This window comes from Allobosea sp. UNC402CLCol (assembly GCF_000745475.1).
In the GTDB taxonomy this organism is placed as follows: domain Bacteria; phylum Pseudomonadota; class Alphaproteobacteria; order Rhizobiales; family Beijerinckiaceae; genus Allobosea; species Allobosea spartocytisi.
The window spans coordinates 122,074-143,167 of sequence record NZ_JQJJ01000016.1 but is presented as its reverse complement, the minus strand read 5'-3'; the positions used below and the strand labels follow the sequence as shown (position 1 = coordinate 143,167).

The 21,094-nt window shown below is 66.8% G+C and carries 20 protein-coding genes; 13 read left to right on the top strand and 7 right to left on the bottom strand.

Annotated elements, in window-relative coordinates; all coding sequences use genetic code 11:
* Nucleotides 1–172: 172 nt before the first annotated feature.
* Nucleotides 173–1,087, bottom strand: coding sequence for a hypothetical protein (locus tag GY40_RS21740; RefSeq protein WP_038366862.1), 915 nt, complete (start codon nt 1,085–1,087; stop codon nt 173–175).
* 44 nt (nt 1,088–1,131) lie between these two features.
* Complete coding sequence (locus GY40_RS21735; RefSeq protein ID WP_038366860.1) at nt 1,132–2,352, bottom strand: tyrosine-type recombinase/integrase; 1,221 nt, start codon at nt 2,350–2,352, stop codon at nt 1,132–1,134.
* Nucleotides 2,353–3,199: 847 nt separating this feature from the next.
* Here GY40_RS21735 and GY40_RS21730 point away from each other — a divergent pair.
* Genes GY40_RS21730 through GY40_RS21715 form a run of 4 tightly spaced genes read left to right on the top strand, consistent with a single transcriptional unit; the run spans nt 3,200 to nt 7,391 of the window.
* Nucleotides 3,200–4,432 carry an extracellular solute-binding protein gene (locus GY40_RS21730; RefSeq protein WP_038366858.1) on the top strand — a complete coding sequence of 411 codons (1,233 nt, stop codon included), beginning with the start codon at nt 3,200–3,202 and terminating at the stop codon, nt 4,430–4,432.
* 4 nt (nt 4,433–4,436) lie between these two features.
* The gene (locus GY40_RS21725; protein ID WP_051988393.1) at nt 4,437–5,384 is read left to right on the top strand and encodes a carbohydrate ABC transporter permease; all 948 of its coding nucleotides are present in this window, start codon (nt 4,437–4,439) and stop codon (nt 5,382–5,384) included.
* Nucleotides 5,384–6,211: a carbohydrate ABC transporter permease gene (locus GY40_RS21720; RefSeq protein WP_038366856.1), complete on the top strand. Its 828-nt coding sequence runs from the start codon at nt 5,384–5,386 to the stop codon at nt 6,209–6,211. Before GY40_RS21725 ends, GY40_RS21720 begins: the two co-directional genes overlap by 1 nt.
* A 28-nt stretch (nt 6,212–6,239) precedes the next feature.
* Nucleotides 6,240–7,391: an ABC transporter ATP-binding protein gene (locus GY40_RS21715; RefSeq protein WP_038366854.1), complete on the top strand. Its 1,152-nt coding sequence runs from the start codon at nt 6,240–6,242 to the stop codon at nt 7,389–7,391.
* Between the two features lie 13 nt (nt 7,392–7,404).
* Here GY40_RS21715 and GY40_RS21710 read toward each other — a convergent pair whose 3' ends face one another.
* Nucleotides 7,405–8,322, bottom strand: a complete 918-nt coding sequence (locus GY40_RS21710) for a LysR family transcriptional regulator (protein WP_038366852.1) — start codon at nt 8,320–8,322, stop codon at nt 7,405–7,407.
* 139 nt (nt 8,323–8,461) lie between these two features.
* On the opposite strand from GY40_RS21710, the gene GY40_RS21705 reads away from it, so the two are divergent.
* Nucleotides 8,462–9,868, top strand: a complete 1,407-nt coding sequence (locus GY40_RS21705) for an MFS transporter (RefSeq protein ID WP_038366968.1) — start codon at nt 8,462–8,464, stop codon at nt 9,866–9,868.
* A 135-nt stretch (nt 9,869–10,003) separates the two neighbouring features.
* Here the strand turns inward: GY40_RS21705 and GY40_RS21700 are convergent, their stop codons facing one another.
* On the bottom strand, nt 10,004–10,759 hold the full coding sequence (locus GY40_RS21700; RefSeq protein ID WP_038366850.1) for an AraC family transcriptional regulator: 756 nt from the start codon (nt 10,757–10,759) through the stop codon (nt 10,004–10,006).
* 152 nt (nt 10,760–10,911) lie between these two features.
* Here GY40_RS21700 and GY40_RS21695 point away from each other — a divergent pair, with 152 nt between their 5' ends.
* The 8 genes from GY40_RS21695 to GY40_RS21660 all read left to right on the top strand — a co-directional run bounded on the left by GY40_RS21695 (nt 10,912) and on the right by GY40_RS21660 (nt 18,607).
* Nucleotides 10,912–12,108, top strand: coding sequence for an MFS transporter (locus tag GY40_RS21695; protein ID WP_038366848.1), 1,197 nt, complete (start codon nt 10,912–10,914; stop codon nt 12,106–12,108).
* 174 nt (nt 12,109–12,282) lie between these two features.
* Complete coding sequence (locus tag GY40_RS21690) at nt 12,283–13,548, top strand: alanine racemase (protein WP_038366846.1); 1,266 nt, start codon at nt 12,283–12,285, stop codon at nt 13,546–13,548.
* 7 nt (nt 13,549–13,555) lie between these two features.
* On the top strand, nt 13,556–14,215 hold the full coding sequence (locus GY40_RS21685) for an amino acid ABC transporter permease (RefSeq protein ID WP_038366844.1): 660 nt from the start codon (nt 13,556–13,558) through the stop codon (nt 14,213–14,215).
* A 15-nt stretch (nt 14,216–14,230) separates the two neighbouring features.
* Complete coding sequence (locus tag GY40_RS21680; protein ID WP_038366842.1) at nt 14,231–14,881, top strand: amino acid ABC transporter permease; 651 nt, start codon at nt 14,231–14,233, stop codon at nt 14,879–14,881.
* Nucleotides 14,868–15,596: an amino acid ABC transporter ATP-binding protein gene (locus GY40_RS21675; protein WP_038366839.1), complete on the top strand. Its 729-nt coding sequence runs from the start codon at nt 14,868–14,870 to the stop codon at nt 15,594–15,596. Before GY40_RS21680 ends, GY40_RS21675 begins: the two co-directional genes overlap by 14 nt.
* Before the next feature lie 42 nt (nt 15,597–15,638).
* On the top strand, nt 15,639–16,433 hold the full coding sequence (locus tag GY40_RS21670) for a transporter substrate-binding domain-containing protein (RefSeq protein WP_038366836.1): 795 nt from the start codon (nt 15,639–15,641) through the stop codon (nt 16,431–16,433).
* A 68-nt stretch (nt 16,434–16,501) separates the two neighbouring features.
* On the top strand, nt 16,502–17,530 hold the full coding sequence (locus tag GY40_RS21665) for a succinylglutamate desuccinylase/aspartoacylase family protein (RefSeq protein WP_038366833.1): 1,029 nt from the start codon (nt 16,502–16,504) through the stop codon (nt 17,528–17,530).
* A 24-nt stretch (nt 17,531–17,554) separates the two neighbouring features.
* Entirely contained in the window at nt 17,555–18,607 is a 1,053-nt protein-coding gene (locus GY40_RS21660; RefSeq protein ID WP_038366830.1) for a LacI family DNA-binding transcriptional regulator, read from the top strand.
* Between the two features lie 50 nt (nt 18,608–18,657).
* On the opposite strand, the gene GY40_RS21655 is transcribed toward GY40_RS21660, so the two are convergent.
* Genes GY40_RS21655 through GY40_RS21645 form a run of 3 tightly spaced genes read right to left on the bottom strand, consistent with a single transcriptional unit; the run spans nt 18,658 to nt 21,080 of the window.
* A complete protein-coding gene (locus GY40_RS21655; protein ID WP_051988390.1) occupies nt 18,658–19,179 on the bottom strand; it encodes a YHS domain-containing (seleno)protein in 522 nt (173 codons plus the stop codon).
* Nucleotides 19,176–19,661, bottom strand: a complete 486-nt coding sequence (locus tag GY40_RS21650; protein ID WP_038366827.1) for a DUF6789 family protein — start codon at nt 19,659–19,661, stop codon at nt 19,176–19,178. The genes GY40_RS21655 and GY40_RS21650 overlap by 4 nt, the downstream gene beginning before the upstream one ends.
* Nucleotides 19,662–19,682: 21 nt before the next feature.
* Nucleotides 19,683–21,080 (bottom strand): tetratricopeptide repeat protein, encoded by a 1,398-nt coding sequence (locus tag GY40_RS21645; protein ID WP_038366963.1) that lies wholly within the window; start codon nt 21,078–21,080, stop codon nt 19,683–19,685.
* Between the last annotated feature and the right edge of the window lie 14 nt (nt 21,081–21,094).

Below are 21,094 nucleotides of genomic sequence, written 5' to 3'. Positions count from 1 at the left end.
TTGATGGGCCACATCCGCCACGGTCAGAACTGCTGTCTGCATTTGAACGTACTCCAGTCGCCTCGAGGCCGGCCGGGGAATTCCGGTGCATGCCCGTGCGCTGACGTTCAGCCAGAAATGCAGCAGCAAGTCCCTGCAAAGTGACGCATTGCACCAGATTGCAGCACCGCTTCTACTTTCGCGCTCGATAGAGCTTCACGGCTTCAGCAATTGTGCGGTCAGATGCGGTGGTTTGATGGTGAGCCTGCATCCACTCGACCACACGTCGATTGCGAACTGTAGCGGCCAGTCCGGGTGGTAAGCCATTGGGGAAGACCTCCTGTAGCGCGGTCAGGGCGGACAGCACCTTGCCTGTCGCCTTCGGGGAGCCGATCCATAGCAGACTGTCGGATGAAGCAGGTCTCGGCTCTACATCGGCTGGCGGCCAGATTTCCAGCAGCCTCTTGCTCTCGACGCGAGGATCCTGCAAACGACGATCGAGCCTTCCGCTGAAGAGATGCGTTCCGCTACCGGAGTCGAAATCGAGATCGATCCAGTCCATCGAATCAAGATCGACTCTCCTGGATTCCTCTATCGCCCAACAGGTGAGCTCGCCTTGCCTCAGGGCTTTCCGGAGTTCACCGAGGGTCGCCGGGAACCGATCGTCGCCCACCAACTCCAAGAGCATTGCTACGTCGTTCAATGTCGGCGTCTCTGCTTGTTCAAGACGATACCCTTCGCCAAACCGGACCCATGCTCGCGTGTGCTTGGCGACCTCCGGCATCAAATCTCGAACGACAGCCAGATCACGTGAGGCGATCCATGCGGTCGCCATCGGCAAGGTCCAGAAAAGTTCGATCCCAGGCTCAAATTCTTGAGCCCTCGGCCTGGTCTCAAACGGCTCCCATTTCCGGCTAGACGCCTCCGTTTCTGCGTCCTCTGGTGTCAGCCAACCCTTCTCGACGAAATGCTCGACCAGGTCGGAGTCATCCATGAATTTCGGACTGCTGCGATCGGGATCACTCAGGAACCAGCTCTTCAACTCCTCAAAGATCGCCCCTCCGGACACCTCAGCTCGCCTGGCGCGCCTCGATCGATTGCGGTTCATTGCCCCTCTCCTGTCCACAAACGCCGATCGCATCCAGGCTCTCTTCAATCGGATTTAGTGCGCTTCCTCGATCCCGTCTTCTTTTCTGCCTTCGGTGAGCCAACGAAGCGCGCCCATTCCTCCATGAGCTTCCGGCGCTTTTCCAACGCGTCAGCTCGCCGATACGCCCTCTCGGTCTCATCCCCGATCGTGTGAGAGAGTGCGACTTCCACGACCTCTCGGGCGAAGTTCGTGCGCTCCCCGGCCCAGTCGCGGAAAGAGCTGCGGAACCCGTGAACTGTGGCGTCTCCAACTTCCATGCGCCGCAGAACCATTTCCATCGCCATGTTCGACAGCGGTCGATCCTTCTTCGCGCCAGGAAATACGAAATCGCTGACCCTGTCCGCCTTCATACTCGTCAGAATTTTGAGTGCCTGGCTCGACAGAGGTACCCGGTGAGGCTTGGCGTTCTTCATTCGCTCGGCCGGCACAGTCCAGATCTTGTCCGCCCAATCGATCTCGGACCAGAGCGCTCCCAGCACTTCGTTTGTTCGGCTGGCGTTCAAGAGACAGAACTCAAGCGCCCGGGCTGCCACGCCTTCCTGTACGCGTAGTGTCACTATGAATGCCGGGACATCGTCGAAGGGCATTGCGGCATGATGACCCCGCGAGAGTTTGTTCTGCTTGGGAAGGAGGTTTGCCAGATGCCCCCGCCAGCGAGCGGGATTCTCCCCAGACCTCAGACCCTTGGATCGAGCAGCATCCAATATCTTCTCGATCCGGCCTCGCACACGCGACGCCGTCTCGCTCTTCGTCAACCAGATGGGCCGCAGGACGCCAAGCACATCATTGGTGTTGATCTCGTCGACGCGCTTCGACCGCATTGCCGCGGCGTACGTCTTGATCGTCGACTTCCATTGCGCCTGGTGCTTCACGTTCCGGAAGCCTTCGGAGATCTCGCTGATGAGTGTGTCCGCAAAATCTCCGAACGTCGGCACAGCCGCACTGGTCGAGCGAGCCGACTGCCTCGAAAGGATCGGATTACGGCCTGCATCCAGTTCACGCCGGGCCTCGTCTGCCTTCGCCCTCGCCTGGGCCAACGTGACAGCAGATGTCCCGCCCAGGCCCATTTCCTTCAGCTTCCCTTCCCATCGGAAAAGGAAGAGCCATCGCCTGGCGCCGCTCGCGTCGACCACGAGATAGAGTCCGTTGCCGTCGCTGTGTCGTCCCGGCTTTGTGAGCGTCTTCACCGCGAGAGCTGAGAGTTTCTGGATCTTGCGAGCCATGCGTACCCCAACATTTACCCCAACGAAATTCGGGCATAGTGTGGCATAGCTCGTCACAAAGCGACAGCAGAATGGCTCTATGTAGATTGAAATAATAGGAAATTTTCAGACACTGTCAGGTCGAGTCATTTGAGTTCGACGGACACCCTGTCCGCCAGCATCCCGTCAAGATCTTGATTTATCTGACATTATTGTCAGATATTCGCACTCTACTCGACGATTGACCCGGTACGCATCCGTCCCTGCTGCTCTCAGCTTGTCGGTGGCCGAGCCTCGCTGCGGCCTCGGCGATCGGCGCCGCTTTCGGAGCGCGCCGGCTGCGGAGGCTGCCGAGCTTTCTGGAGGCTGACATGTGGAGCGGCTGTGCCGCCGCATCGATTTCCGATCGGGCAGCGGATCACCGGCGCGGCCACGGGGTCAATCCGGCTACGACATGAGGCTATGAAGGCGAGGCTCCCGGCTGAGGTTGCCGACGCCAAAGGGATCCGGATCGTGGCGTCCTGGTCCTTGAGCCGATTTCTCGCGCCTTCTCCAGATTTTCATTTCAGGCTTCGAGACAGGAGGACCAGCAGCGCCGGTCTTTGAGCTCTTGTAAAATGTTACAAAATGTTTAGGCTTGCCTTTCACCGCGCCACGCCTTCGAGGCGAAGAAGCGCGGAGTTCCAGGGAGATTCAAGAAGCCGCCGCTTGGCGGCTGAACCCCATCTCCTCGACTGTTCATGTGAGCTCTGCTCGCTGTCATCGCTCCCCGCCGTGCGTCCGTCGTCGCCGGTTGCGCGTGCTTTGGCGGCGGCGATCCTCACGGCGATCAAAACCAGCCCGGGCAACGGGACAATCGGAGGAAGCCATGACGACACTGACCCGCCGCGCCGTTCTGGCAGCCGCCGGCGCCACCGCGGCGCTCGGCGCCACCCGCGCCTTCGGCCAGGGCAAGACCACGATCACCTTCGCCGCCGCGACCTTCGCCGAGGCCGGCCGCGGCGACAAGCTCAAGGCCTGGATCGACAAGTTCAACGCCTCGCAGGACAAGGTCGAGGTCCAGCCTGTCGCAATCCCGTTCTCGCAGCTCGCCAACACCGTCTTCACCCAGATGGGCGGCGGTGGCGGCCCGGACCTCGTGCGCTTCGACCAGACCGACTTCTTCGCGGCGCTGCCGGCCAAGCGCATCCTGCCGATCGACGACCTCGTCGATGCCGGCAAGTACACCTTCCAGGCGCCGGACAAGTTCCTCAATGTCGAGGGCAAGCGCTACGGCGTCGTCTTCGAGCTCGCCAACTACCAGCTGATCTACAACCCGGCGCTGCTGCAGGGCGGCGAGCCGCCGAAGACCTTCCCGGAATTCCTCGCCGCGGCGAAGGCCGCCACCGGCAAAGGCAATTTCGGCTACGCCTTCCGCGCGACGATGCCGGAACGCTCCGGCTTCTGGCAGGACATGACGAACTATGTCTACGGCTTCGGCGGCAACTGGGCCGACGGCAAGCAGCTCACCTTGAACAGCCCGAAGGTGGTCGAGGCGATCACCGCCTACAAGCAGGTCTATGATTCCGGCGTGATCCCGAAGGGCGCGGATGCGGCGACCTATCGGCGGATGTTCTGGGAAGGCAAGATCGCCATGAACATCGACAATGGCGGTGTCGCCGGCATCTTCGCCGCGCAGAACCCCAATCTCGGCTTCAAGGCGGCGCCCTCCCCCTTCCCGAACCGCCAGCAGGGCCTGATCCTGACCTCTCTCTCGGTCAACGCCAACACCAAGAACAAGGAAGCCTGCGGCGTCTTCATCAACTGGATGCTGCAGCCGGCCGCGCAAAGCGAGCTGCAAGGCATCCTCGGCGCCGCCAGCGTCGCCACCCCGGTCGAGCGGCCGAAGGCCGATCTGGAACGCGCGCCCTGGCTCGGCGTCTACGACGCGCAGACGCCCTATGCCCTGCCGCAGCTCGTGCTCGGCTTCGAAACCAAGACGCTGGAGATCCAGCAGATCGTCGTCGAGCAGGTGCTGAAGATCCTCGTCGGCAATGCCGACGTGCAGAAGACCATGGACGAGGTGCAGTCCCTGGCGCTGAAGCGCATCGAGCGGCAGTAAGAGCATGAGCACCGCCAGCCCGGCGACGGCAGCGGCCGGCCGCCCTCCGCAGAGCGGTGGGCGCGACCGGGAGAACCGCTGGACGCCCTATCTCTTCATCGCGCCCGTCGCGCTCTATCTGGCGGTGTTCCAGGGGTATCCGCTGGTCAGCGAGTTCGTGCTGAGCTTTCAGCAGAGCACGCTGCTGGCGCCGCAGGACGCCCGTTTCGTGGGCCTGCGCAACTACCACGACCTGGCGACCTCGAGCGATTTCGCCTCCGTGCTCTGGACCACGCTGATCTATACGATCGCCTGCGTGGTCTTCGCGATCTCGCTCGGGCTCGGCGCCGCGCTGCTGCTCGACCGGCCGTTCCGCGGCCGCGGTCTGGCGCGGGCGCTCGTCACGGTGCCGTGGGCGGCCCCGCCGGTGGCGGTCGCGACCATCTTCGCCTGGATGCTCAACGCGCAATACGGCATCTTCAACCACGTGCTGAAGCTGATGGATCTCGAGGTCGGCTATGAGAGCTGGCTCGACAATCCCAAGCTCGCGCTGCCGGCGGTCCTGTTCACAACGGTCTGGCAGATCTTCCCCTTCTCCTCCGTCGTGCTGCTCGCCGCTCTGCAGGGCGTATCGGAGGAAGTCCGCGAGGCCGCCCAGATGGACGGCGCCGACCGCTTCAGCATCTTCAAGGTCGCGGTCTGGCCGACCATCCAGCCGACGGTGGCGCTGCTCGCGCTGTTCGTCACGATCTGGTCGCTGCGCCGCTTCGACCTGATCTGGGTGATGACGCAGGGCGGGCCGATCGGCGCGACCAAGACGCTGGTCATCGAGCTCTACACGCGTGGCTTCGTCGCCCGCGAGCTCGGCGAAGCGGCGGCCGTCGGCATGATCGGGCTCAGCATCGCCCTCGTCGTGACCTTCGTCTACTTCTGGTACACGCAGCGCACCGAGCGCGCGCAGGGGCGCCGCTGATGAAAACCCCTGCCTCCCACGCGCTGCGCATGGCGCTGATCATGGTGCTGCTCAGCGCGGCGCTGTTTCCGATCTACTGGATGGTCGTCACCTCGCTGACCTCCTCGGCGAACCTGTTCGCCGACCGGCCGCAGATGCTTCCCGACCCGGCGCAGGCCTTCAACTATGCCGAGACCTTCGCCAAGACCGGCGTGCTGCTCTGGCTGAGGAACAGCGCGATCGTGGCCGTCGGCACCATGGTGCTGTCGATCCTGCTCGCCATCCTGCCGGCCTATGCGCTCTCGCGCTTCCGATTCCATGGCAAGGGCGTGCTCGGATTCGTGCTGTTCGCCACACAGATGCTGCCGGAGGCGATGCTGGTGGTGCCGCTCTATGCGATCTTCGCCAAGCTGCTGCTGCTCGACACGCTGGGCGGCCTCATTCTGGCGAACGCCGCCTTCACGGTGCCGGTCATCACCTGGATCCTGAAGGGCGCCATCGACGGCGTGCCGCTGGAGATCGAGGAGGCGGCCCGCATCGACGGCTGCTCGCGGCTCGACATCGTTCTCGGCATCGTGCTGCCGGTGGTGGCACCGACGCTCGCCGCCGCCTCGGTGATCGCCTTCTTCCATGGCTGGAACGAATACGTCTTCGCCCAGACGCTGATCCTCAGCCAGGAGCTGCGCACCGCCTCCGTCGGCCTCGCCAGCTTCGTTGGCGAACTCTCGACCCCGATCCACACCGTCATGGCGATCGGCGTGATGTACACGCTGCCCGCCGTCGCCTTCTACCTGATGGTCCAGCGCTATGTCGTGGCCGGCATGACCGCCGGCAGCGTCAAGGGCTGACAAAGCACCGGGCTGAGAAAGAACACGAATGGCCTCGATCACGCTCAATCACGTCGCCAAGCATTTCGGCAACAAGGTCGCGATCGCCGATGTCGACCTGAAGGTCGAGGACGGCGAATTCCTCGTTCTGCTGGGGCCCTCGGGCTGCGGCAAGTCCACGCTCTTGCGCATGCTGGCAGGGCTCGAGACGGTGACCTCGGGCGAGATCCATCTCGGCGGAAGGCGCGTCGACCGGCTGCCGCCGAGCGCGCGCGACATGGCTTTCGTCTTTCAGTCCTATGCGCTCTATCCGCATATGACGGTGCGCCGGAACATCGCCTTCCCGCTGATCATGCGTCAGTTCAAATGGTGGTTCCACATCCCCTTCCTCGGAGGGCTCGCCAAGCGGAAGATCGAGCGCTCGCCCGCCGTGCGCGATCTCGTCGAGAAGACGGCGAAGACGTTATCGCTCACCGAGATGCTCGACCGCTATCCGCGTACATTGTCGGGCGGTCAGCGCCAGCGCGTCGCGCTGGGGCGGGCGATGGTGCGCCAGCCGGAAGTCTTCCTGATGGACGAGCCGCTCTCCAATCTCGATGCCAAGCTGCGCTCGGCGATGCGGGCGGAGATCACGCGGCTGCACCAGCGCGTCGGAGGTACCTTCGTCTACGTCACGCACGACCAGGTCGAGGCGATGACGATGGGCACGCGCATCGCCCTGATGCGCGACGGGGTGATCCAGCAGTTCGGCACGCCGCGCGAGATCTATACCTCGCCGGCCAACACCTATGTCGCGCGCTTCATCGGCACGCCGCCGATGAACCTGATCGAAGGCCGCATCGACAACGGGGCGATCTGCATCGGCAAGGCGCGCCTGCCGCTTCCCCCAGCCTTGGCCGACGTCGCGGGTGACAACGTCCTTCTCGGCATCCGGCCGAACGCGCTGAGCCTGTCGGATGCTTCGGCCAGCGGCGGCCTTGCCGGTACCGTCAGTCTCGTCGAGCATGTCGGAGCCGAGTCCGTGGTCGCCGTGAAGCTGTCGGACGGCGCCACGGCGCATGACGAGGAGGGAGCCGTGCCCGGAGAGATCATGGCGACGGTTCAGGGATACAGCGACCTTCAACCCGGAGCAGCCGTATCTGTCGGGCTCGACCTGTCGGAGGTCGTCTTGTTCTCGCGCTCGACCGGTCAGCGCATCTAGGCAAGAGCGAAGCTCAGGCCTCGCTGGCCGCCAGATGAGACCGGCAAACGGACAGAACCATTTCTCTTAGCCAGCCATGGGCGGGATCCGCATGAAAACGCGGGTGCCACATCTGGGAGATCGTGATCGCGCTTGTCTGCACGGGCAGGTCGAATTCATGGAGCAGGCTCTTGTCGGCTCCCGCGCGAACGAATGATCTGCTCACCAGCCCGACAAGATCCGAAGTCGCGGCGATCGCCATCGTCGCCGGAAAGTCGGGCACGACAACGACGACGCGCCGCTGCAAGCCCAGCGCTTCCAGAGCTGCGTTGACCGGACCATGCGTTCGGCCGCGGCGAGAGGTGACGACATGACCAAACGCCGCGTAACGCGCGGCGGTGACCTCGCCTTGTGCCAATGGATGTCCTTTCCGGACGATTCCGACAAAGCGGTCCCGGAACAAGGTCTGGACCTTGATCTCCGGCGCACTATCGCCAAGCACGCCGATCTCGAGGTCGACGATCCCCTCGCGCAGGAAGCGCACATTCTTGTCCGGCTTGGGCGCGAAGCGGAGTGTCACGCCCGGCGCCGCTTCGGTGACCGCCGCGACGATCGGAGCTGCGAAGGTCGCGACGAAACCTTCATTGGCGCGGAGGGTGAAAACGCGCTCGAGACCGGCGATATCCAAGGCGCGATCGGCCGGCCGCAGGACGGCCTTCACCTCGTCGGTCAGCGACCTGACGCGTGCGCCGAGCGCCAGGGCATGCGGCGTCGGCACCAGCCTCCGGCCGGCCCGAACGAGCAAAGGGTCGCCCGTTACGGTGCGAAGACGCAGCAGGGTCCGGCTCATGGCGGAGTCGCTCAAGCCGAGAACCCTGGCTGCGCCCGCGACGCTTCCCTCGGCGAGAAGCACGTCCAGGGCAGCGAGCAGATTGAAGTCTGGATGGGACATTCACGCAAACCCCGGCGAAGCGATCCGCCCCCGAACTGAGACATGGCGCCTGATGCAGGGATAAATTGCATTCCCTGCGCGTTCCGCCATGCCTGGCCATCTGTATCCTGTCCTCGATCGACCGAGAACAGGAAACATGATGACCCATTCAGCCCCAGCGGCCCGGAGTTTCGATGGCGCGACGGCCGGGGACGCAGGATTGCCGGCGCCCCGCCGCTCCTATGCGACATTGGCCATCATGGCGGCGATGGTGCTGGTCGTCCTCGACGGCGCCATCGCCAACATCGCGCTGCCGACGATCGCGTCCTCGTTCCGGGTCGAGCCTGCGGCGTCTGTCTGGGTCGTCGGCAGCTACCAGATAGCCCTGGTCATGGCCCTGCTGCCTTGCGCCGCGCTGGGAGAAAGCTGGGGTCTCCGCCGAACCTTCACGGCCGGGGTCTTCATCTTCACCGGCGCCTCGCTGCTCTGCGCACTGTCGCCCTCGCTGCCGTGGCTGATCGCGGCTCGCTTCATCCAGGGGCTCGGCGGCGCGGCCGTGATGGCGCTGGGGATCGCGCTGATGCGCTTCACCTATCCCCACCGCCTGGTCGGCGCGGTGATCGGCTGGAATGCGACGGTGATCGCGCTGTCGGCGGCGGCGGGACCGACGGTCGGCTCTACCATCCTCGTCATATCCAGCTGGCAATGGCTGTTTGCCATCAACCTGCCGATCGGCGCGATCGTGCTCCTCGCCGCCCTGGCGCTGCCGCAGCCTGCGGGCTCGGGCCGAACGCTCGACATGGCGAGCGTGGCACTCAACGCGACGGCGTTCGCCTCCCTTGTTCTCGGCGTTGACCGGATCACGAGCGAGCCCGGGCTGGCGACTGCGTTGCTCGTGACATCGGTCGCGAGTTTCGCGGCTCTCGTGAGGCGCGAGACGCCACGCCCTGCGCCGCTCATCCCGCTCGATCTCCTGGGGAACCGCCCCTTCCGCATTTCGGTGATTGCGTCCGTGTGCTGCTTCGCCGGTCAGATGGCGAGCTATATCGCGCTGCCCTTCTACTTCCAGCACAGCCTCGGTCTGGACGCCTTCACGACGGGGCTCTACATGACGCCCTGGCCTCTCGTCGTGGCCATTGCCGGCCCTCTCTCGGGACGCATGTCCGATCGGCTCTCCACCGGCCTGCTCTGCGCGGCCGGCGGCGGTTTCCTTGCCCTTGGGCTTGCGCTCGTCGCTCTCTGGCCGATCCAGAAGGATCCCTGGCCGCTGGTGCCGTTCCTGATGCTGGGCGGCTTCGGCTTCGGGATCTTTCAAACGCCGAACAACCGCAACATGCTGCTCTCGGCGCCGCGCGAGCGCAGCGGCTCGGCCGGGGGCATGCAAGCCACGGCCCGCCTTCTCGGGCAGACGCTGGGTTCGGTGATCATGGCGATGCTGTTCACGCTCACCTCATCGGCGGCCGCGCCCCGGATCGGCCTTGCCGTGAGCGCCGTTCTGGCCCTGGTCGCAGGACTGGTCAGCACAATGCGGATCGAGCGCGACACGGCGGAGATCCGGGCCTCCTGAGCCGATCCCGAAGGACGGCCTCTCCACCGTCGGTCCGGTACCAGGTCCGGAAAACGACTGCGTGATGGAGCTGGAAGCTTCCGGCCGGAGCGTTCGTTTTCCTGAGCGAAGCGGCAAGGCCAGGCACGCCTGCCGTCACCAAGAGAGCTCGACGCCTCCCAGGATGCGCCGGGCGGCGGTCCGAAGGGCGCGCAGATCGGCATAACCGACCGCGCGGGCGATCTGGTGCGGGGGGCAACCATCCGTCGCCAGCGCGAGCGCCCTGACGACGCGCAGCCGCGCCCGCCAGTCGCCGAAGCTCATGCCGGTCTCGGCGCGGAAACCGCGGGTCAGCGTGCGCCGGCTCGCCCCGGCTCGCTCCGCCCAGGCGTCGATGTCCAGGGCCGAAGCAGGGTCCTTCAGCAGCGCCTCGCAGACGCGCCGCAAACGCGGATCGCGCGGCAGGGGCAAGGTCAGCGGCGTTTCCGGCGCCCGCCCGATCTCGTCGAGGATCAGGGCGGCGAGATGCCCGCCGCGCCCGCCCTCGTCGTAAAGCATCGGCTCGGCCGCCAGCGCGACCAGCGCCGAAGCCAGCAACGGCGTCACCTCCAGCACGCGGCAGCCCTTCGGAAGGATTCCGACCGCCTCCGGGGTGACATAGGCCGAGCACATCGACACCCGGCCATGCATCCTGACATCGTGGAAAAGCCTGGGCGGGATCCAGAGCGCATGCTGCGGCGGCAGGATCCAGGTGCCGTCCTCCGCCGTCACCAGCGTCAAGCCGGAGGTCGCGTAAAGCAATTGCGCGCGCGGATGGCTGTGCCACCCCGTGGCCGCGCCCGCGGCGTAGGATTTCGGCAGGACCGCGACCGCGCGCGGAACGGTCTGATAGGCAGCGCTGTCGCCGTGCATCGCGATTCCATTTGGCCCGATTGCCCCGTAAACGACCCGACAGGACACATCGGGTCAAGTTACAAAATCCCTCCCCGAAGCCGGACGCGACCAGGTTGGACAACCGGGCCGGCGTGTCCGTCACTCTCTGTCCGATGGAGCCGAGTGTTCCCATGAGCCCCGAGACGCTGTCCAAGCGCACGCTTCTCTTCGTCAATGCAGCGCATGCGCTCGATCACTTCGTGCTGCTCATCTACCCGACCGCCGTGATCGCCATCGCAGCCCAGACCGGCCTGAGCTATGCCGAGCTGATCGGGCTCGCGACCGGCGCCTTCGTCGCCTTCGGCCTGTGCTCCCTGCCGATGGGCTGGCTCTCGGACCGTTTCGGCCGGCGCAACATGCTCGCCGTCTTCTTCCTGAGCTATGGCCTGTCCTGCCTGGGCGTCGCCAGCGCCAGCCAGCCGATGGCCTTCGCGGCCTGGCTGCTCGTTCTCGGCGTGGCATCCGCGATCTACCATCCGGTCGGCTCGACGATGCTGGTCAATCATGCCCGCCAGCTCGGCCGCGACCTCGGGGTCAATGCCGTCTGGGGCAATCTCGGCGCGGCCTCCGCGGCGGGCGTCACCGCGCTGCTGGCCGCGAGCCTCGGCTGGCGTGCCGCCTTCGTGCTGCCGGGCCTCGTCTGCCTCGCCCTTGGAGCGGCCTTCCTGATGCTCGTTCCCGGCGACGGCGAACCGCATGCAAACCGCACGGGCAAGGCGGACCTCATCCCGCTGAGCCGCCCCAAAACCCTTCTCGTCGTCTTCGCCATCGCCATCATCGCCGGCGGCATGACCTTCAACCTCACCACCATCGCCTTGCCGAAGATCCTCGACGAGCGGCTCGGGCTGGACATGCCGCTGGCGCTGATCGGCTCGCTGGCGACGCTGGTCTTCATCTTCGGCGCGGGGGCGCAGTGGCTGATGGGCCGGCTCGTCGACCGCTATACGCTGCCGGCCCTGTTCGTCGGCCTCGCCCTTCTGCAGCCGATCGGCCTTGTCATCGCCGCGATGACACAGGGCATCCCGCTGCTGCTCGGCCTCACCCTGACGATGACCGCGATCTATGGGCAGGTGGTCGTCAACGACGCGATGGTCGCCCGCTACGTGCCGGCCCAGCACCGCGCCAAGGCGTTCAGCGTGCGCTATTTCCTCGGCTTCACCGTGAGCGGCTTCGTGGTGCCGATGCTGGCGGTTCTCCATGCGCAAGGCGGCTTCGGGCTGGTGCTGGGTGCCGCGGCCCTGTTCGGCCTGATCGTCTGGGCGGCTTCCGTCGCCTTCTACTGGCTGGCGCAGAGCGCGCCTGCGAAGCAGGCCGCCCCGGCCGAATAGAAACCCGACCACGGATCTCCACCCCCGAAGGCACCCCGGACCAACCGGCGGGTGCCTTCGGACGCGTGGAAATCTTTGATGACAACGTTGTCATAAAGCTTCGCCGGTGCTATGGCCCCCAAAACGCAGGGGTAAGCCGCGATGCAGACAAGTGGTGCGAACACTGAGCCCGCCTTGGACGCGACCCTTCGCGGCGTGCCCTTCGTCGAGCCGGTGCCAGCCGCGCAGTTCCCGCAGAATCGGCTCGACCCGCGCCGCGCAGATCTTTCGCTGCCTGCGCTGACGCTGGACGAGGCGGCGCTGCGCGCCAATCGTGACCTGTTCTTCCGTTACCTGGCTGACCATGGCGCGCAGGTCGCGCCGCATGCCAAGACGCCGATGTCGCCGGAGATCGTCCGAGAATTGCGCGACGCCGGCGCCTGGGGCGCTTCCGTCGCCAATCTCCAGCAGGCTGCAGTCCTGATGCAGGCGGGCGAGACGCGATTGCTGCTCGCCAACCAGATCGGCGGCGCGGTCGCCGGCCGGCGCCTCGGTGCGCTCCTCGCCGCCCATCCGCAGGTCGAGCTTTGCGCCTTCGCCGACAGCCCCGAAGCCGTGGCGAGCCTCGCCACCGCCGCCAAGACCGCTGGGCGGACGGGCTTGCCCATCCTCGTCGAGATCGGTGATGGCCGCGCCGGGGCGCGTGACGATGTCGCCGTGACAAACGTGATCGCGGCCATCCGCGCGGCCGGGCCCCAGCTGCGACTGGCCGGCGTCGCCACCTATGAAGGTGCGGTCGCCGGTCCGGACCCGGTCGCGACCGAGGCGGCCATCGCCCGGCTGATGACGCGAACCGCTGCCGCCTTCGCCGCCGTCAGGGCCGCCGAGCCGGAAGCCTCGCTCATCCTCAGCGCCGGCGGCTCGGCCTATTTCGACCTCGTCGTCGCGGCGCTGTCCCCGATCGTCGCGGCGGACGGCAAGACGACCCTGCTGCTGCGCAGCGGTGCGATCTTCTTCGCCGATCACGGCGTCTATGCGCGGGCCTTCGCTGCGCTCGATGCGCGCGGCGGCCTCGTCATCGGCGGCGAGACACTCAAGGCCGCCGAGGCGTTCCGCCCGGCGCTGCGGCTCTGGGCCGAGGTGCTGTCGCGGCCGGAAACCGGCCTCGCCATCGCCGGCTTCGGCATGCGCGACGTCTCCTTCGATCAGGGGCTGCCGGTGCTTCTGTCCGTCCACCGGGACGGGGCGGAGATCGCCGGCGCGGCCCAAGGCATCACGGTCGAGAAACTCAACGACCAGCACGGCTTCCTGCGCCTGCCGCCGGAGAGCGGGCTCAAGGTCGGGGACGTGCTCTGCCTCGGCATCTCCCATCCCTGCACCTGCCTGGATCGCTGGCGGCTGGTCTTCGGCCTCGGCGAGGACGGCACCGTCTTGCGCGTCCTGCGCACCCATTTCGGCTGAGGCGGGCATGAACTTCCAGCAGCTCTGGCGCTATCAGGACCAGTTCATCGAGGGCGCGCTGATCACGCTCGCGCTGACGCTGATCGCGGCCGTGGTCGGGCTCGCCATCGGCGTCGCGGGGGCGGCCCTGCTGCGCAGCGGCTCGAAACCGGTCAGGCTGGCGATCCGCTCCTATATCGAGATCTTCCGCAACACGCCGTCGCTGATCCAGATCTTCCTGATCTTCTTCGTGCTGCCGGCCGCCGGGCTCAAGCTGCCGGCCTTCGAGGCGGCGGCGGTCGCGCTCAGCCTCTATTTCGGCGCCTATGCCATCGAGATCGTCCGCGCCGGGCTGGATTCGATCCCGAAGAGCCAGGTCGAGGCCGGGCAATGCCTCGGGCTGACGCGCTGGGAGGTCTTCCGCCACATCGTGCTGCCGCCGGCGCTGCGCAACGTCTATCCGGCCTTCACCAGCCAATTCGTGCTGCTCCTGCTCGGCACCTCGCTCGCCTCGCAGGTCGCGGCCGGCGAACTCTTCCATGCGGCGAGCTTCATCGAGAGCCGGACCTATCGCAGCTTCGAGGTCTATGCGGTGGTCTGCGCGATCTATTTCGCGATGGTGATCGCCTTCAAGGCGCTCTTCGCCGTCATCGGATTGGCCGCCTTCCGCTGGCCGGTCAGGCGCTGAGGGAGAGCGGGCACCATGCGTTCCTTCGGCTATATCGACCTTCTCTCCTTCGTCCATGCGCTGCAATGGACGGTGCTGCTGGTCATCGTCGCGCTCGCTTTCGGCGGTCCGCTGGCCCTGCTGCTGGCGACCACGCGCACCAGCCGCCTCGCGCCGCTGCGCTGGCTCGCCGCAGGGCTGATCCAGCTCATCCAGGGCGTGCCGCTGCTCGGGCTCCTGTTCTTCTTCTATTTCGGCATGCCGGTCTTCCTCGGCATCGAGGTTCCCGCGCTCGTCGCCGTCGGCATCGCCTACACGCTCTACACGGCGGGCTTCCTCGGCGACATCTGGCGCGGCGGCATCGAGGCGGTGAAGCCGGCGCAATGGGAAGCCGGCGCCTGCCTCGGCCTCACCTCCTGGCAGCAGTTTCGCCACATCATCGGGCCGCAGGCGCTGCGCCTGTCGCTGCCGCCGACCGTGGGCTTCCTCGTCCAGCTCATCAAGGGCACCTCGCTCGCCTCGATCGTCGGCTTCGTCGAGCTCGCCCGCGCCGGCCAGGTCGTGAGCGCGGCGACGTTCCAGCCCCTTCTCGCCTACGGCATCGTCGCCGCGATCTATTTCGCGCTGTGCCTGCCCCTGACTCTCTGGTCGCGCACCCTGGAGGCCCGTCTCAATGGCGCTCGTTGAAATCCGTGATGTCCGCAAGAGCTTCGGCCAGGTCGAGGTGCTGAAAGGCGTCTCGCTCGAGGTGAAGGAAGGCGAGATCGTCACGATCATCGGCCGCTCCGGCTCGGGCAAGTCGACGCTGCTGCGCTGCATCAACGCGCTGGAGAAGATCGATTCCGGCTCGATCACGGTCGAGGGCCAGGCGGTCAGCGCCGGCATGGCGAATCTGCGCCAGTTCCGCCAGCGCGTCGGCATCGTCTTCCAGGCCTTCAACCTGTTCCCGCATCTGAGCGTCGAGAAGAACATCACGCTGGCGCCACTCTTGACCAGGAAGATCGGCAAGGCGGAAGCGCGCCCGCTCGCGCTCGACGTGCTCGGCCGCGTCGGCCTCGCTGACAAGATCGACGCCTGGCCGGAGCGGCTCTCGGGCGGCCAGCAGCAGCGCGTCGCGATCGCCCGCTGCCTCGCCATGGCGCCGCATCTGATGCTGTTCGACGAGGTCACCTCGGCGCTCGACCCCGAGCTCGTCGGCGAGGTGCTCAAGGTGATGGAGGACATGGCCCGGCAGGGCATGACGATGATCCTCGTCACCCATGAGATGGGCTTCGCCCGCAACGTCGCCAACAAGATCGTCTTCATGCACCAGGGCAAGGTCTGGGAAGAGGGGCCGCCGGCCGAGCTCTTCGCCAATCCGAAGACGCCCGAGCTGCGCAGTTTCATCAACTCGGTGAAGTAGCCGACATCCAAGGCTGCACGAGACCTCAGAGGAGAAGAACCCATGTCGCTGTTCAAGACCATGATGGCGGGGCTCGTTGCCGCCGCGGCGCTCGCGGCCCCCGTCGCGGCCAAGGCCGACAAGCTCCAGGACGTCCTCAAGGCCGGGAAGCTGCGCGTCGGCATCCTGACCGACGCCGCGCCCTGGGGCTTCAAGGACGAGAAGGGTGAGATCGCCGGCCTCGACGCCGACATCGCCAAGCTGCTCTCCGACGATCTCGGCGTGAAGCTCGAGCTGGTGCCGGTCACCGGCGCCGCCCGCATCCCGAGCCTGCTCGCCGACAAGATCGACGTGCTCGTCGCCGGCCTCGGCGCCACGCCCGAGCGCGCCCAGCAGATCATGTTCTCGCAGCCCTATGCGGTGGTGAATCTCGGCGTCTACGGGCCGAAGTCGATCCCCGCCGCGACCGGCAAGAAGCCCGATAACCTCACCGGCAAGACCGTCGCCGTCGCCAAGGGCACGACGCTCGACCTCTGGCTGACCGACAACGCGCCGGGCGTGAAGGTCGTGCGCTTCGAGGACACGCCGGCGGCCATCGCCGCCTATCTCGCCGGCCAGTCCGACACCTTCGCCGAGAACAGCGCCATCGCGGTCAAGGTGATGGACCAGAACCCCGGCAAGGAAGTCGAGATGAAGTTCGTCATTCGCCAGTCGCCGGCCCATATCGGCGTGCGCCAGGGCGAGCAGAACCTGCTGAACTGGCTGAACACCTCGATCTTCTCGAACAAGCTGAACGGCAAGCTCGGCGCCCTCCAGCTCAAGTGGTTCAAGGAAGAGCAGACCCTGCCGACGCTCTGACGGCGCGGCTCGGTCCCACTGCCATCGGCCGCCGGCCCAGCTTGGTGCCGGCGCTTCCAGAGGTCCCCATGCATACCGGTCTCTTCCATGCGCTCGACTTCGCCGCGAACGGCAAGTCGGTCGGCCATCTCAGCATTCCCTTCTCGGTCGACCGCTCGCCCTATTTCCAGGTGAAGGTGCCGGTCTGCCGGATTCGGAACGGCGACGGGCCGCGCGTCCTGCTGATGGCCGGCAATCATGGTGACGAATACGAAGGCGAGATCGCGCTGACGCGCCTGATCCGCCGCCTCGATCCCGAGCGCATGCGCGGCGAGATCACCATCCTGCCCTTCACCAACGCGCCGGCGGTCTTCGCGGCGCGGCGCCGCTCTCCCCTTGACGAGGGCAATCTCAACCGCGCCTTTCCGGGCGAAGCCGGCGGCACGCCGACGCAGCGCATCGCGCATTTCCTCGAAGCCGAGCTGTTCCCGCGCCATGACGTGGTCTTCGACCTGCATTCCGGCGGCACCTCGATGGCGCATCTGCCCTGCGCGCTGATCGAACGGCAGGGGAGCCCAGAGACCTTCGCGCGGGCGCTCGCGCTGATGGACGGGCTCGGCATGCCCTATGGCTTCGTCGCCGAGAACGGCGCGACGGCGCCGACCTCTATGGCGGCCGCGGCACGGGCCGGCGCGATCGGCATCTCCGGCGAGTTCGGCGGCGGCGGCACCGTCACGCCCGAGAGCATGGCCCTGACCCAGCGCGCCATCGACCGTCTGCTCATCGCGCTCGGCAGCATCACCGAGCCCGTGCTCGGCCCACACCGGCCTGCCGAACAGAAGATGACGCTGCTCGCTCTGCAGAGCCATGAGCAGGCGATCTATGCCACGAGGCGCGGCTGGTTCGAGCCGGCGGTGGATTGCGGTGCAGAGGTCGAGGCGGGCGCGCTCGCGGGCTGGTACCATGATTTCGGCCGCCTCGACGCGGCGGAGGAGGAACTGCGCTTCGCGGTGTCCGGCGTGGTGATCTCGCGCCGGCTGCACAGCGACAGCGAATCCGGCGACTGCCTGATCCAGGTCGGCCGCCGGTTGGACCGCGCCGCCTTCGGCCTGAGTTGACGCAACGCCTTAGCGGGAGGGCGCATGCCTGCGACCTATGACAATGTCGTGCGGGTCAGCGGGCACGCCGAGGCACCGCGCCTCGCGGCGAAGGCCCCTCGCATCGAGATGGTCGCGCAGCTTGCCGGCGTCTCGCCGATCACGGTGTCGCGCGCCCTGCGCCAACCCGAGAAGCTGAGCGAGGCGACGCGCCGCAAGGTGCTCGAGGCGGTCGAGCGCAGCGGCTATGAATCCAACCCGCATGCGCGAGCGCTCCGCTCCGGCCGCTCGACGCTGGTGGCGGCCTTCGTCTCCAACATCCTGAGCCAGCAATTCGGGCTGGCGATCCAGGGCCTGGCGGCCGAGCTGGAGCCCGAGGGCTACGAGTTGATGATCGGCCAGACCTCCTATTCCTATGCGAAGGAGGTCGCGATGGTCCGCTCGCTGCGCAGCCTGCGGCCGGCGGCGGTGATGTTCACCGGCGTCATCGAGCTGGAGGAGAACCGGCAGGCACTGCGCGAGCTCGGCATCCCCGTGGTCGAGACCTGGGCCTTTCCGCGCGACCCGATCGACATGCTGGTCGGCTTCTCCAATGTCGATGCCGGCGCGATGGCCGCCCGGCACCTCATCGAAAAGGGCTATCGCCGGCTCGCCTTCATCGGCCGCAGCGGCGGGCGCGGCGCGCTGCGGCTGCAAGGCTTTCGCGAGGAGGCCGGGCGCAGCGGCCTGACGCTGGCGCGGATCGTGACGGTGGACGAGGTCCAGAGCATCGCCGATGGGCGCACCGCCCTGACGACGCTGCTGACGGAAGGCGGGCCAGTCGATGCCGCCTTCTGCGCCAACGACCTGCTCGCGACCGGGGCGGTGATCGAGGCTCGTGCGCGTGGCCTCGCCGTGCCGTCCGACCTCGCCATTCTCGGCTTCGGCGACAACGATGCCGCCGGCGAGATCGCGCCCGGCCTGACCACAATCAGCATGGATGCCCATGATTTGGGCCGGCGCGCCGGCGAATTGCTGCGTGCGCGCCTCGCAGGCCAGGAGCCACAGCACGCGATCCAGAGCCTGCCGCTGCATCTCATCACGCGCGGCAGCACCTGAAGGCCAGGGCCCGGCCCCGCGCTCGGATCAGCGGTTCGCCAAGGGCAAGGCTATCGGATAGGCGCCGCGTTCAAGCCCGGCCAGTTCCGGTCGGCCCTGGCGATGTATTTTGGCGTGGCGCCGAGCCAGGTCTTGCGCACATCGAGGTCGTAGTTGAGGTAGAGCCTGCCCTCGACGATCGACCAGGCTTCCGGCTCGATCTTGACGAGATAGCCGCGCGACGTGCCATAGGCGCAGAAGCCGCCATAGGCAGGCAGATAGCGTTCGGGATCGGCCTCGAACAGTGCCTTGTGCTCGGCGCTGGCGAAGCGCCAGAGCGCGCCGCCATGCCAGACCGAGAATTCCGGCTTGCCCAGCCGCGGCCCACCATCGCGGAAATAGGCGACCGGATCGTAGCCGCGGATTGCGACGCCGTCCGAGGAACCCAGCGTATTGACTGGGCGCGCCTTCCCGGCCTGCGCCCCGGAGGCGGCGAGCGCAGCGACCGCGAGCAGGATGAGGCTGCGCCTGTCCGGTAGGAAGCGTCGCCTTTCCTGCCCTCGCCCTTCCTGCCCTTGCCGCAGCGCGCTCATGATGGACGCGCCTCCAGCGCCTCGAAGACATAGGCCGAGAGCCAGCCATAGATGGCGTGGCCGATCAGGCTCATGAGGGAGAGGAGCGGCACGTCGTTGAGCAGGAAGTGCTGGCCGCCGAGCGGGGCGAGGAAGCCGAGTGCGATGAAATAGGTGATCACGCCCCAGATCCAGCCATCGGCCGGCATGCCGAAGCTCTTCACCCAGCGCGTCAGGAGCCAGTAGCCGAGCGGGTAGAACAGGAAGCCGGTGGTGAAATGAATGAGCTTTGCCACCGGCGTCGAGAGCTGGAGGCCGAGTTGGGTGTAGAACAGCGCCTTCACCAGCTCCGGCGGCTCCAGCGGGAAGCCGGCGACCCAGGCGGTCGGCACCGCCGAGAACAGCTCCCAGAAGCCCAGCCCGGCAAAGCCGCCGAGCGCAAGGTTGATCACGGTGCGGCTGGAGGGCAGAGCGAGGCTGCGGGTCATGGTGGCGGTGGTCATGGGTCGTTCCTTTCTGCGATGTCAGTGAGCGATGGCGAGAGGCGTCGCAGCGACGGCAAGCGCGGCGAGACGGCCCGAGGGCTGGCGGCGCAATTGCGCCAGACGGCGCATGGCGAAGCGGTTGGCGCCGCCGCGCCGGGCGAGGCGCTGTTCGAGGATGCGGGCCGCGAGATCGTGGCTGCCGGCGCGGATCAGGCTTTCGATATGGACCTGCTCGAACAGGTCGCGCTGGGCATGGCTGCCACCGATCGCGAGGAGGCCGCTGCGGGCCGCGCCGAGCAGGCGGGCCGCCTCCGCATGATCGCCTTCGCTGAAGGCGATCAGCCCATGGGCCGCAAGCGCGCCGCTGCGCGCAGCTTCGGCCCGCTCGCGGCTCGGATGGGCATGCGCATCGCGGACGAGGCTTTGCGCGATGCTCTCGGCGGCATCGCGATGGCCGGCGCCGAGCAGCGAGAGCAGATAATGCAGGTCGGCGAAGACGAGGCGGCCGTCCTGCACGCGGCCTTCCGCCTTGGCGGCAAGCTCCTCCCAGCGATCGCCGACATCGACGCCGGCATAGTCGAGCCGCGCCAGCAGCGAGGCACCGTTGGCGATGTCGCGATAGTCGTCGGTCGGCTCGGCCCGGATCTCATCGTCATAGAGCCGCAGCACCTCGGCGGTCTCGCCGCGCTCCAGCCGGAACAACGCGAGGTGCCAGAAGATGTGGAAGCGCAGATTATTGGCATGGGCGATCTCGCGGCCGTCGCCGAGCCAGGCGACGCCCTCGTCGGCGCGGCCGGTCATCTCCAGCACATGGGCGACGGCATGCCGACCCCAGGCGTCGCGCGGGCTCAGGCTCACGGCATGGCGGCCGGTGCGCTCGGCCTCGGCATAGAGGCCGCGCTCCTCCAGCGCGAAGGCGTAGCAGCCATGGACATAGCCGGCCAAGGGATGGCTCTCGCCAAAGCCCGGCGCGAAGCGATGCAAGGTGGCGAGCATCTCGCGCTGGTCGCCCAGCACGAAGCGCAAACCGTGCGAGAGCTTGAGCGCGAGCACGTCATGGGGATGGGCGAGCAGGATCGCCTCCAGCCGTTCCGCCGCCCGGCGCGGGGCATCGTCGAGCCAGAGCGCCAGCGCCTCGATCACCATCTGCTCGCGCCGCGTGATCGGCCGTAGCAGCGCGGAGGATCGCGCGGTCACCAGACAGTCTCGGGCCGGGGCGAGCAGCTCGGCCCGGGCGAGCGAGAGCAGCATCAAGCCCTTCGCGGCATGGGCGAGCGCGAAATCCGGATCGGCGGCAAGCGTGCGGGCGAGATGCTCGGGCGTCGCCGCGGCATGGGCCAGCAGGGCTTCCAGCGTGTCGTTCCAGGCGAGGCGCGCGGAATCGTTCGCGATGGTGAGACTGTCGCCGGAGAGGTCGTGATAGAGGGGCTGGGACATGGGCTGCTCCATTG

Excerpts from the sequence above, each read along its gene's own strand:
- GY40_RS21650 (WP_038366827.1), bottom strand. The coding sequence starts at position 19,661 with ATGACCACCGCCACCATGACCCGCAGCCTCGCTCTGCCCTCCAGCCGC.
- GY40_RS21715 (WP_038366854.1), top strand. The coding sequence starts at position 6,240 with ATGGCCTCGATCACGCTCAATCACGTCGCCAAGCATTTCGGCAACAAG.
- GY40_RS21740 (WP_038366862.1), bottom strand. The coding sequence starts at position 1,087 with ATGAACCGCAATCGATCGAGGCGCGCCAGGCGAGCTGAGGTGTCCGGA.
- GY40_RS21700 (WP_038366850.1), bottom strand. The coding sequence starts at position 10,759 with ATGCACGGCGACAGCGCTGCCTATCAGACCGTTCCGCGCGCGGTCGCG.
- GY40_RS21665 (WP_038366833.1), top strand. The coding sequence starts at position 16,502 with ATGCATACCGGTCTCTTCCATGCGCTCGACTTCGCCGCGAACGGCAAG.
- GY40_RS21655 (WP_051988390.1), bottom strand. The coding sequence starts at position 19,179 with ATGAGCGCGCTGCGGCAAGGGCAGGAAGGGCGAGGGCAGGAAAGGCGA.
- GY40_RS21705 (WP_038366968.1), top strand. The coding sequence starts at position 8,462 with ATGACCCATTCAGCCCCAGCGGCCCGGAGTTTCGATGGCGCGACGGCC.
- GY40_RS21710 (WP_038366852.1), bottom strand. The coding sequence starts at position 8,322 with ATGTCCCATCCAGACTTCAATCTGCTCGCTGCCCTGGACGTGCTTCTC.
- GY40_RS21675 (WP_038366839.1), top strand. The coding sequence starts at position 14,868 with ATGGCGCTCGTTGAAATCCGTGATGTCCGCAAGAGCTTCGGCCAGGTC.
- GY40_RS21720 (WP_038366856.1), top strand. The coding sequence starts at position 5,384 with ATGAAAACCCCTGCCTCCCACGCGCTGCGCATGGCGCTGATCATGGTG.
- GY40_RS21645 (WP_038366963.1), bottom strand. The coding sequence starts at position 21,080 with ATGTCCCAGCCCCTCTATCACGACCTCTCCGGCGACAGTCTCACCATC.
- GY40_RS21695 (WP_038366848.1), top strand. The coding sequence starts at position 10,912 with ATGAGCCCCGAGACGCTGTCCAAGCGCACGCTTCTCTTCGTCAATGCA.
- GY40_RS21670 (WP_038366836.1), top strand. The coding sequence starts at position 15,639 with ATGTCGCTGTTCAAGACCATGATGGCGGGGCTCGTTGCCGCCGCGGCG.
- GY40_RS21730 (WP_038366858.1), top strand. The coding sequence starts at position 3,200 with ATGACGACACTGACCCGCCGCGCCGTTCTGGCAGCCGCCGGCGCCACC.
- GY40_RS21725 (WP_051988393.1), top strand. The coding sequence starts at position 4,437 with ATGAGCACCGCCAGCCCGGCGACGGCAGCGGCCGGCCGCCCTCCGCAG.
- GY40_RS21660 (WP_038366830.1), top strand. The coding sequence starts at position 17,555 with ATGCCTGCGACCTATGACAATGTCGTGCGGGTCAGCGGGCACGCCGAG.
- GY40_RS21685 (WP_038366844.1), top strand. The coding sequence starts at position 13,556 with ATGAACTTCCAGCAGCTCTGGCGCTATCAGGACCAGTTCATCGAGGGC.
- GY40_RS21680 (WP_038366842.1), top strand. The coding sequence starts at position 14,231 with ATGCGTTCCTTCGGCTATATCGACCTTCTCTCCTTCGTCCATGCGCTG.
- GY40_RS21735 (WP_038366860.1), bottom strand. The coding sequence starts at position 2,352 with ATGGCTCGCAAGATCCAGAAACTCTCAGCTCTCGCGGTGAAGACGCTC.